At 31.6% G+C, this 12,397-nt stretch carries 3 protein-coding genes; 1 reads left to right on the top strand and 2 read right to left on the bottom strand.

The window, feature by feature from the left end; translation table 11 throughout:
• Positions 1-6,742: 6,742 nt before the first annotated feature.
• Positions 6,743-7,819 (bottom strand): DNA cytosine methyltransferase, encoded by a 1,077-nt coding sequence (locus tag CKF54_RS07310; protein WP_119525699.1) that lies wholly within the window; start codon positions 7,817-7,819, stop codon positions 6,743-6,745.
• 300 nt (positions 7,820-8,119) lie between these two features.
• Here CKF54_RS07310 and CKF54_RS07305 point away from each other — a divergent pair, with 300 nt between their 5' ends.
• On the top strand, positions 8,120-8,869 hold the full coding sequence (locus CKF54_RS07305; RefSeq protein ID WP_222987576.1) for a DNA-methyltransferase: 750 nt from the start codon (positions 8,120-8,122) through the stop codon (positions 8,867-8,869).
• 1,271 nt (positions 8,870-10,140) lie between these two features.
• Here CKF54_RS07305 and CKF54_RS07300 read toward each other — a convergent pair.
• On the bottom strand, positions 10,141-11,655 hold the full coding sequence (locus CKF54_RS07300) for a hypothetical protein (RefSeq protein WP_119525697.1): 1,515 nt from the start codon (positions 11,653-11,655) through the stop codon (positions 10,141-10,143).
• Positions 11,656-12,397: the final 742 nt, after the last annotated feature.

Raw genomic sequence — 12,397 nt, 5'->3', positions numbered from 1 at the left:
ACATGTGTTTGCAGACGTTTTAAAACGCTTGCATACATTTGTATGCTCATGCTCTTAATCTTCTCTAGCTTAACTAGTAAGCTAACAAACATACATAAGCAGAAGTTTAAAAATGGTTTTGTTTAATAAGTTTAAAAGTTGTTTAAAGCATTAACTTAAGCATGCTTAAATTTACTTTTAAACGATGTTTAAGCTGAATATGTAAAAAGCTATAGCTAGCTTTATTTAAGCTTAGAAAAAGCATTTAAAAGGCTTTTTTAAGCAGATAAGAATAAATATATAAAGAGAAGACTTGTTTAATACTAAGAGTAAGAGATTTAACAAGTTTGCAAAGCTACACTACCTCAAAGGGATATATGCCTTTGCACCACATGGTAAGACTAATTGCAGACTAGAAACCTGAAGAGAATTTGGACTCATTAGTTCTTATTGGCTTCAAACTAACTTTTTAAATTCCGAGAAAACGACACCTTTCGGGATATAACTTGAGACCATGGACAAATGTAGCGAGTTAACCTACTTGGACCTTTCAAAATTCAAATTATTGTTACGTTTTACGGCTTCAGCTTAGGAGAGCTTATGAGGGTAATGACCCATGGTAAGATCGCCTAAGTTTTTAACTTTGGGCATTGGGAAAAGCAGTATTAATGACTTTTGACGCGTCTTTTAATGCGTTTTAAAGCTTTTTAAAGCTCTTTAAAGCTCTTCAAGGATACTTTTCAATGCTTTACTGCTGTTAAAAATTACTCAAGTTTACTACTAAGAAAATATCGAAATGGCTATGTAGCTAGGTAACTAGGTAGCTAGATAAATATCTCATTAGATATCAGCTAGATAACTATAAATAGACTTGAGTAGTTTCTAGGTTCTAAATTTCTCGCTTATAACTTAGTTTTCCCTAACTAAAGCTTTGCTTTTGTTAGGTCACAACCAAAACTAAGCTACGCTTAGCCTCTCTTTAAGTTAAATGCGCACTTAAACAGAGCTATATCTTGACTTTTGCCAAGATTTACCTAATCACAAGAGAATTTAGTGGAATGTTATCAATTGGATTTATTACAATCCACATTAGTCTAAACTAGACTAGAGGGGAACTTAAGTACATTCAAATGCTTTTAAATACACCTAAATACATAAATACAAAAGGACAAGTAAAGTACATCTTTATCCTTACTCCGTAACTCCATTAAGGGAGCAATAAGCAGAGGTCAACCTAGACCTTAGTTGGTTCTTGTCTAGGTAAACAAATTTGTCTACATCACCTGAAAATCTCTGTCATAGAGCATAAAGACAACCAACAAGAGAATCTTATGGTATCTCGTCTCAAGACCTTGAGATAAACATCTGGAGCAAAGCAGAAGTTGAGTAAAGGTAATTCCCCTAAGCTAGTAACCAGCTTAGACCTTTACAGACTTACAACATCTACTCTTACTTTTACAATTTACTAGGCAAATACTACACAAAATAATATTGGTTCACCTTTGATAGAAAAAATAAATACTTGTTCACGTGTAGCTTTGCTAACAAATTGCTCAAAGTAGTCGTAAAAGAAAAAACATATTTACTTGGGATAGTTACTCTGGTGGCAAAACTTTTTCTGGGTTATATGGTGGTATAACCTACTTTAGTTATTCTCTAGGGTAAAGGTTCTTTTCTCTAGAGTGCCGAGGCGATATTCAAATAAAAGTTAGTTAACTTTTTTATGTTCGTGTTATTAACAGAGATAACGTAAATTACGTTAATAACCTGAAACCTGAAGATTGCTTCAGCAATCTCATCAAACTAAATTAACCTATCCTTTTAACTCACCAAAAAATTGACTAATCTTTGTTCTTTTACCCGCCTAACTTACCTACCTATCAAAATAAATAAGTTACTTAAGTAAACTCGCCAATTAGCTACTTCCTTGGTTTAGAGGAGTAGAGCCCCTTGAGCTAAATTATTAATTTAGTCTGTTTTCCTATGTCCTGACATAGGAGAAAACAATAAAAAATGGAATTCATGCTTTATGCGTAGCAAACTTACCAACATAAGCTCTTGTAAGAAAGAACTTACTGTTACTTAGTTAGAAGTTAAACAACTTAGTTGCTAAATAAATTGGCACTGTTGCCACATTTAGCACAAGCTCAATTGGCTAACTCATTTAGCACAGTTAGCGCACTGCATAAATCAGTTCTCTGGAAAATATCCAGAAATCTAAGAGTTCTAAGTATTTTTATAACCTCAGGTAAGCCAGTTCTTTACCGTAGATATGATTACGTCAAAGTTGTACTCATCTAAGCTTTGCTAAGATAAAAGAGTGGATGATAAGGAACAACAAGTAAGGACAAGCTTAAGTAATTTTTAACCAGTTTGCTCTTTTTGCTGTTATGAGTTTAGAAATATTTATCAGGAATGATGCTGACTTAAGTTAAGGCTTAAGTAAAAAACTTAAGTTAAAAAGAAAATTTTTATCCTTTATCTTTTCTTCTTAATCATCTTACTACTTTAAGATCAGCGTGATGAAATGAATCTTTAGTTAGGCATGTAGTTGTGGTAATTTGCAAGTTGCAAGTTGCAAGTTGCAAGTTGAAGTTATAACTACTTATAACTGCTTTAAGTAGCAACAGCTTTAAGTAACAACTACTTTGCTCTGTTTATAAAAAGCTTACCGTCATCAATAATCTTTTTGCTTACTTTCACTAAAAAATCCAAGAGTTTAGCGGTATAGCTATCTCTAGTCATATACCTTGTTACCTAGCGCTAGGGTAAAGAGAACCTAGTTGGCTAGTAAACTCCTTTACGTCTCTACAATACACAGTTAAACCTGATAAATATTGGCAATATCAAAGCAGTTTGCTCCCCTTGGGCATATTCCTAGCTCTATTAACCTTATCCTGTTTAAAAGGTAAAGCTTTAACAAATTTAGTTACTTGTAGTCCTTGTGATGACAATTCACAAGGTTAACAAACAGTTAACAAAAGAGATTAGTGAGAGACCATATTATTTAAGTTTTTCCGTAAAGGTTATCAAGCTTTACGAGTAGTCGGTCGTAACTCGCATAACTACCGCACCTTGGTAAGCAGTTTAAGCTTATGTTTATACTTAAGTTTAAGCTTAAATCTTTATCCTGAGAAAATAACAATTTATTGTTAAACACAAGCTTACTTACACAATAAGAAAGCAAAATTAAAGTATAAGTTCAAAGTAATTAATTGTAACTTTGGTACTTGTTATTGCTTCTACTTGCCATTTTGGCAAGTAAAGCTAAATAACAAACCAAAGCTTCTTATTGCTAAGCTTACTTGTTTACTGTTTAAGGGCATTTACCTTAAACAGCTTTAACTCTGCCTTGTTAATTTTCCCCTTGAGTTTAGTAAAACAAAAGTTTTGTTTTATTTTGTTTTGCTTTATTTTGTTTTACTTTATTTTGTTTTACTTTCAAGTCCTACCCATTTAGGCATTCCAGCCTAAATCTAAGGTCAATATGGTGATTTATAAACCTAAAGTTTCAGACACAAAACAACACAGGGATCAGCTGTTTGTTTATGTCACTATTTTAGTTGGAGAACACCACAGACTAGCTCCATAACCACTAATAGCAAAGTAGTACAGTGATCAAGATTAAACTAAGTTATCCTCTATCTTGAGAATATCTAGCTATTCTAAATCTCTTTGCCTATTAGCTTGTTGGTCTCAACATTACCTAGGTTTTAATGGTACTACTTGGTAAATTCAAACAAGTAGCCAACTAGAGCGTTAAGCGCCTGCATTCCAACTTTTTCTATTCATCACTTAATAGTTCTTACTTGCTAAGGTAGCGCAAAAGCTTACTGGAGTAGAGAGTAAACTTTTTAAACTTTGCAAGTTTGAACTATTCTTTTATTGTTTCCTCACTGAAAACAACAAGCAAAAGCGTGAGAAAAAATAAATCCGTCATTGCTCTTAGTTACTTTAAAAATAACCCAGCTATAACTCACGCGTTTTGTTACTTTATTACTAGGGTAATTATGCCTAGTTAGGTTGCTAACCAAGTAACACCTAAATTCCAGTTTCGCTTGCGGCAAAACTTCGATACGACTAAGTACTATCCCAACAAAATGTTCGCAATAATGCCCGACAAAGAATTAACTTTGTCGCTTTTTATTTCTATTTCAATTTACATTTAGTAATTAATTGCGAACTGCCAATTACTTTAATCCCATGTGCTTAAAAAACTTATGGAGCTTTAACTTGAGTTCTCTAGAATTAGATTTATCTAGCTTTTTCTAGATTAACTAATGCTTAGAATCTAAAGCTCAACAGAAAATCCACAGACAAAAAAGAAGAAGTTGCTTGCCTAACAATCAACTTCTTCATGTGTATTCTGTTTCTTATTTCATAAGCTTTTTAAGTAAACCTGTAAACCTTTTGGTCTAAGGTCTAGGTCATGGTTTACGTAAAAGATGCTTTCTACTTAGCATTGAGATAAATTTAGGGTTTACCAGTATTTTCTCTACTTTAATAAGCAGTAAACTAAAGCAAACAACTTTTTAAAAAAGGTCAATTAAGTTCAAACTTGAAAAAATTTAAAAAATTTAAGTTTGAACTTTAAAAACTAGAAAGTTAGTTAACTTTAAGCAATGACAGCCTAAACAGTTTTAAGTTAGCTTAACTTTACTTGGTAACTAAGTATATTTAAGTGTTACCTAAGTTAACTATTCTAATAGTACAGACGATCAGTTTGACCAACTAGTGAGTTTGGATTGTTGCTTTTGTTTTCTTCGATAGGATACCAATGCAGGTAAGCCTGCTATGTTAAAGAGTAAAACTTTTTAACTTTGGATCCTAGCTTATCTACTACCTGAGAAAACTTAGTAAAACTAGCAGACTCCATTTAGACATGACAATTTACTTCTTACCCTAACTGTATGCACACAAATATGCACAGCAAAGATAAAAGTAAAGTTTGTAATGTTAAATTTTTTGAAGCCTGTTAAAAATTTGAATATCTTTTATTCTTTCTCATTTTTTCACGCCTCATGGTTGAGTGAGTATAAGAGAGGCGTTAGCTTTTGTAGGTGTGAGTATAAATACCTCTAACAAAGGTACTCTGAAAACATTTCACATGAATTTAATTTTTCGATTGTTTAATTTGTTCAATTTTTAATTTTGAACTTACCCTAATATTTTGCAACATCTGAGTTTTAATTGCCAAACAATTTTTTTATATAAATTTAGTAATAGTAAAGGTAAAAATACATAAATAATAAAAAATGCTTTATTTTGCAAAACCTCTAAAATTTTTCACAAAAATATCAAAAGAATGATTTTATAAATCAATACTTTAGTTAAAGACTTGTAAATATAAAACAGAACGCGAGTTTGCGATTTTGTAACTCACTTTTTGAATTTTTTAACTACTTAGGATGTTTAAAAATGGAAAAATTGCAGCGAAAAAGGACCAAATTGAGAGCTAAAATGACTAAAAAATTTTTTAAACTTTTTTAATTACACTGACATTTGTTAGTATTTTAGTTTTTACTTGCTTGCTTTTGATAGCAAAAATAGTATTTTTTGCGGTCTAATTTTTAACCCCTGAATTTTTTGAACAAGAATGCAATTATTTTTGTTAACTTTTTGTCAAATGCTAATTTTTAAATTAGTTAAAAATGTAGAAGTATTTATTGTTATAAAGTATTGAAATTTATAACCAATCCTTAAATTTGTAATTTAATTATTTATTTTAAGTTTGTTTAAAACTTACCCCTGTTATAAAAGTAAAAGATTAGATAAATCATTAAGTTAAATTTTATTTTTGTAATTATATTTTTTGTTAAGCATTATTTTGCAAAATGATTTTTAGCTATTAAATTCTATCTTAGAATATTGATTTATCTAGCTAATTTTAATAATTTGTAATTTATTTTATAGTTTAAGGAAGTAAGTGAGTTTATCGTCATGTTTGGAAATAAGGGTTTACTGATTGTTTACTAAAAAATAAATTACAAATAATAAATAACTTTAGTTATTAATATTTTAAATAAAAATTTGTAATTTATTATTTCGGTTTTTCTTTATTTTTACCATAACGAATAACTTTAGTTAAAAGCCCTCTTAAGGGATAGTAAAAAATTTCTATTTTTTGCAAAAGTTGCAAACAAAAAGCTATTTTTAAGGGATTATTTTTAATTTATTAAAATTAATTTTTTGTATTTAATTTTATTTTTAGAGGCATTAAAATTAGTCTTTGAAAGGATTAAAAAGAAGCTTGAGAAGCATTAAATTTGTCATTTTGGTGTTCTAAGAAAGTAAAAACAAAAGCTTGCCGAAGGGGTAAAAGAGCTTTTTGAGCTTAAAATTGGAGAGCCAAAAGAGGTAATTTTGCGTTAAATGTAGTTTATAAATGTTAAGATTTGTTAAATGTAAAGAGTTCATTCTTTCTTTTTGCATCTAATAAGACTACTTAATGATCGTTAGATGAGGTTACTTTATGATCCTTTGTCGTCTTAAATTTTAGTTTTAAGGATCAAGTTTTAGCTGGCTAATTGCAAGTACTGTATATCCTAATTACAACAAGCATTGTGTATAAGAGGGAGGTGGGATGCTTACATTAGGGGAGGTGCTATCAAAGTACTATGGTATTTATAAGGTGTAACCTAACCTAACCTAACCTAACCTAACCTAACCTAACCTAACCTAACCTAACCTTAACTGCTTAATAATCATTTGGGCAAAAAAAAACTCCCAACAAAAGTTTTTGTTGGGATCTAAGTTATTTTGGTTACTTTGATGATGTTTGATTTAAAACTTTTAAGATACAGTCAGCTAATGCCTTTATTACAGGAACAGAAACAGAGTTACCAAATTGCTTATAACTTTGAGTATCACTAACTGGAATAATAAAATTATCAGGGAAACCTTGTAAGCGAGCTGCTTCACGTGGAGTTAGTTTACGTGGGTTCTTACCTTGTTGGGCAATGAGAATTTCACTACCATCTTTATAGTATCTAGCAGAGATGGTATTAGTGTAAGCGCTATCAGGGGTAAAGAGTGAATAGCCAAAGCCATTGCCTTTTTCTTTGTGTTCCAATTTACGACGTTGATGACCTTCCCATAGTTTATCTGAGATGGTGTACTTATCGGAAACGTTGTTTTCTAGGATATCACCTACTTTAGTTGGAGTATTGGTAGCTTGAGGAAATTGAAAGTCAGCATAGTTAGAAATTTGCTCTTTATCAAAACCAACAATGTAGATACGTTCTCTATTTTGTGGCACTCCAAAATCTCTTGCTCTTAGAATAGTACTACTTACAGCGTAACCTAAATCATTTAAAGTTTCCATAATAACGGCAAAGGTCTTCCCCTTATCATGTGACTTGAGGTTCTTTACATTTTCTAAAAGAAAAGCTTTAGGTCGCTTTGCCTTTATGATTCTAGCTATATCAAAGAATAAAGTTCCCCTTGTATCTTCAAAGCCTAACTTTTTCCCAGCTTGACTAAATGCTTGACAAGGAAAACCACCAATCAGAATGTCATGGTCAGGTACATCTAGTTCCGGAATTTGCGTTATATCTCCATGAGGAGTATCACCAAAATTTGCTTGGTAGGTTTTAGCCGCAAACTTGTCTATTTCACTACTAAAAACAAAGTTAACTTCTTGAGTTTGAGCAAAGCCTAGACGAATACCACCAATACCTGCAAACAAATCAATTACTTTGTATTTTCCAGAAGGATTGTTAGGAAAAGGGATATCTTCTTGCATTTCTTGCATCATATGTAAGTGCTCTTTTAAGCACTCTTGTTTAGTTTCAATTAAATTAGATTGTGAAGCTAAATCTAATTTAGTTTCGGAAGTCATACTACACCTCAAAGTTTAAGTTTAAATTATTGATTTTTAATGGTATGGCAGTCTTTTTTATAAAGTTATTATAGCAATAATAAATAGTTAGAGTGTTGCCAAATAAGGATGGTAAGATGGAGCTCCAATAGTCGAATAACTTAAATAAAGTTGTTAATATTCCATCATTTAGAATCGTACTATTGTTGTTCAAATCATTTTTAGAATAGGTTAAACAAACCTGTAAGGCAATATATGAAGAGCAAATTATTGTTAGAAGAGATGCATAATTGTTTATTTGCGGGAGATTGTCTAGAAATTATGAAGCTATTTCCTGACAACTCTGTGGATATGGTGTTATGTGATTTACCTTATGGCACCACTCAAAATAAGTGGGATAGCTTAATTGACTTAGAACTGTTATGGCAAGAGTATGATCGTATAGTTAAACCTAACGGTGCGATCGTCTTAACTTCTCAAGGAATTTTTACTGCCAAGTTAATCCTTTCAAATGAAAAGTATTTTAAATACAAAATCGTTTGGGAGAAATCAAAACCAACTAATTTCTTAAATGCTAAGAAGCAACCTTTAAGAAAGCATGAAGACATATGTGTCTTCTATAAAAAACAACCAACTTACCATCCGCAGATGACCCAAGGCAAGCCTTACAATAAAGGCGTAAGAAAAGATCAGTTGACTGGTAGCTATGGAGACTTTAAACCTCATGAGGTAAAAAGTGAAGGGCAAAGATACCCAACAGACGTTATCTATTTTAAAACCGCAGAAAGTGAAGGAGAAGTTGTACACCCTACGCAAAAGCCAGTAGAGCTAGGGAGATATTTAATTAGAACCTATTCAAATGAAGATGATTTAATCTTAGATAACACTTTTGGTAGTGGGAGCTTTTTAGTGGCGGCAGCGCTGGAGAAAAGAAAGTTCTGTGGGATTGAGTTAAATAAGGATAACTCTTTATTTAAGGGAAAAGAAATAGATCTGGTTGCCTTAGCTTCTAAGAGATTAGAAAAAATTGGCGTGCAAGTAAGAGTAGTTTCAAAGAGCAGTGAGGAATAAACTTCAATAAGTAGAGATGAATAAGCAATACCCTTGAGGTTACCCCCCCAAAGGTTAAAAGAGCTTAAGCTAACCTAAGTTAACTTAAGCTAACTTAGGAGGCTAGTTTACCTTTATCTATCCACCTTTATTCAGATTATCCGTCTTTTGTTTATCTTGTTTGTAATTTAGTAGGCAGTGTTGGTCAGCACTTACCTAGCTTATCGAACTTAGCTAGTTTATCTAGTCTAGCTTATCTAGCTAAATGCTTTAAATGGCTTAGAAGGCTTATCTTTGCTTAGAGTTTATCCATATAGATTGTTATAAATCTTAGATAAAAATTAAAGCAGTTCACTATCCCTAGTAAAACTGCTTTAACAATAAAGTCTATATTAAATTATAAAATCATTATACAATATTTTTTCAAAAATCCTATACTAATTGTATAAAAATTTTACATAGTCAAAGCTTTAGATTTAGTCGTCTAAAGTGATGTGTGTAAAAAGAACATTAGACGGTAAAAAATCTCTAGATTATACCGGTGTAATTTTTACAACAAGGAAAAATTTCTTTCTTTTTAGCTGTAAGCAAGAGTTTATATTTATCCCATAATCCCGCAATTTTTTTGTGGTTCAGAGCAAAATTTTACCCTTTAAGAACATTAGCATGCAAAGCTTTGTTTTGAATTAATTTGCTAGCTTAAATAAGAAGCAAATTTTTCATCTAGCAAGTTGCTATTTTATTCTTAGTAACTAGCATTCTTTAACTCAAAATTAAAGAAAGTAGGGTAAAACTGCTCAAGCTCACAAAAGCTCTTTTTGTAAGGTCTGGTGATGTCTCAAAGCTAATTTGCTTAGCTTTAATGACAGGGAAAGAATGCTTACTTCTACCAAGCTAAACTTTGTAAATAGATAGCTATTCTTTTAATCTAGTTATATATAGATGTTTAAACTCTTGTCAATATAGAGGTTAAATTAATGGTTACATAGAGTTGAAGATCATGTTATCTATAACTACTCCAATAGAGTGGTAACTCTCTCTACTCTGTAGAGATGGTAAATCTCACTGCTCTTTAGAGTGTTAAAGTTTTTAACTGTGCAGAGATAAAGGCTTAATCTCTTAAGAGAAATGATTTCTATACATGACTGTGGTTACATAACTCATGACAGAGATTATTTTTCAAGATTGGGGTCACTATTCAAGGTTAGGTCTCTGATCACTAGAGTACGTCGCTGGCCACGAAGTCTCTAGGTCTCTAAGTCTTTAGGTCAATTGTAAGATTGCTTTTATCCTCACCCTCTAGATGCAGAAGCTTTTTTACTTTTCTTATTATTTTTCTCTTCAGGGTTGATAAGAGCATTCTCACTCTCTAAATCCTTTTTGAGCTTTAAATAAGTTGGACGAGAAACTGACCAAGGATAGTTACGTTCTTTAAGTAGCTTATTTAAAGCTTCAGTTGCTTTACGTGAACCATATTTAGGATTTTCTTGGTAAAGCTCAAGGATACAGCTTTTTAAAATGAGAATTTTTTCAGTCTCTTTATAAGTTGGAACTCCAAACTTGCTCCAGTTATAAAAGGTACGTGAAGATATTTGGAAGAGATCCGTGATTTCTTTTAAATTTTGCTCTTCAGGATTTAAGCACTGTAAAATCTTATTGATGAGATTAAACTGTTCTTTTTTATTTAGTTTATTACTTAAGTATTCACGTACTTGGTATTCTAAAATTCTTAATCTGTTCTCCCCATATGCAGAGGCACTATAAGGAGATCTAAAGTAGACTTTCTCTATCTCTCTGTTCAGATCTTCAACAAATGAAAGAAGATTTCCTGCAGCTTGTTTAACTATAAGAGAAAGTCTTGCGGTTTCATTTACCTGTTCAGAAGTCTGTGCTGAATTTAGTTCAGAGTTCAGTTCAGAAAAGTTTTCTGAACTATACTTAGAATCATATATAGGTGTATATTCAGCATCATATTCTGAATTACATTCTGAACTTTGTACACAGCTTAGTTGTGCATTTAGTTGTTCTTGTACCTTTTCTTCTCCCTCTTCTTGTATCTCTACTTGTCCTTCCTCAGTAACAATCCTTTTGTTAAAGAAAACGTTTTTATTCTCAAAGCTTTCATTTTTAAGTGGGGCATTATCAAAGCTTTCATTCTTAAGTGGTTCATTCTCTAGGCTTTCATTAGAGTGGTAAGAAGAATGATCCATTTCAGATTCTGCTTTCCTAATTGCCTCTAGGTAAGGCTCTTCATCCGCAAGATCCTGAAAGCACATTTGCGTTAAACCGTCATCACAAAAGATCGCTAACTTTAAATAAGGGTTAGCAAAGTTTAACTGGATATCTAAAAAGGCACGCGCAAGATGAAGATTGCTAATCTTCATCATACTGTTTCTATTTTTTAGTTGTGCATCGCTAAACTCTTCACCTCTTAAATACTTAAAGTAAAACGGGCGGTGAGGAATAAAGTAATCTGGGTTTTGCGCAAGAACTCTTTGAGAAAAGATTAGTCTTTCTTGATTACTACTCTGTGGATAGTCTGCAGGTTGCAACTTAGATAGATTTCCGTTGCAGTAGAAAAGTTCTTTTATAAGGTTTAATGGAGAATAAGTAAGTAAACAAGCTAAAATACGATAAAACTCTTTAGGATTAGAGAGACGACGATAGATCCTTAAAGCACGTACAGCTTGTTTGGGTGTGAGATGAGGATTACGACAAAGGTAGTCGTAGGTTTTGATTAGAGCTACAGGGGAACCTCCAGCTCTAGTTATGAAGATTTCTTTAGATAAGATTAGAGAGTTAGGCATACTAGGTCTTAAGATAAAAATGATAAAGTGAATTAGAGTAACAGGCGATTATTTTGTTTTTAAGAAAAAGCAATAATTTTTACTTTTTTCTAAAAAATCAAAGTATTAACATCTGTAATTTTATTTTGCCTTACGGAAGTAAAACTCTCGGTCATAAGAGGTAATACTTAGCAAAATAAAATTTCAAATTTATTGGTTAGCAATAATAAAAAATTATTATTAGGAAAATCCTATATATAGATTATCAAAAAATAATTGATTTGTGATAAGAAATTAATAAATTTTTTATGTAAAAGTTTATAGCAGTTTTACTGCGATTTTATCTGAGGTTTCCATCTTCTTTTTTATCATGCGAGATAATCCTTATAGTTCATAAGGTTATGTGGATTAGTTAGATGTTTTAGTTTAAATTTTACGATGGAAAGGTTGATTGGAATTTTAATAAAAGTAGGAGAGTTTTGGGGGTTATTAGCTTATTATAAGGCAGAGTAAGTGGTCATTTTTGAATGCAAAAATTGCAATTTTTGTTTACCAGTAAAGGGGAGGCGTTTGCTGTAGGGGAATTGTAATTAATATGAACGGAGAATCTTAGTTTTACTACATAGAATGGAAGAACGAAATAAAATAATTTGTAGCTTAACTCCTATTGGGATCTAATTAGATGTACTAATATAGGTGTACTAATATAGGTGTACTAATATAGGTGTACTAATATAGGTGTACTAATATAGGTGTTCTAATA

Source organism: Psittacicella hinzii, assembly GCF_003585885.1.
Lineage (GTDB): Bacteria > Pseudomonadota > Gammaproteobacteria > Enterobacterales > Psittacicellaceae > Psittacicella.
Note: the sequence above shows the minus strand (reverse complement) of the source record. Positions and strands in the feature narration are given on the sequence as shown.

Bases quoted from the DNA above. Each gene is read 5' to 3' on its own strand.
- CKF54_RS07310 (WP_119525699.1), bottom strand. From the start codon at position 7,819: ATGACTTCCGAAACTAAATTAGATTTAGCTTCACAATCTAATTTAATT.
- CKF54_RS07300 (WP_119525697.1), bottom strand. From the start codon at position 11,655: ATGCCTAACTCTCTAATCTTATCTAAAGAAATCTTCATAACTAGAGCT.
- CKF54_RS07305 (WP_222987576.1), top strand. From the start codon at position 8,120: ATGAAGCTATTTCCTGACAACTCTGTGGATATGGTGTTATGTGATTTA.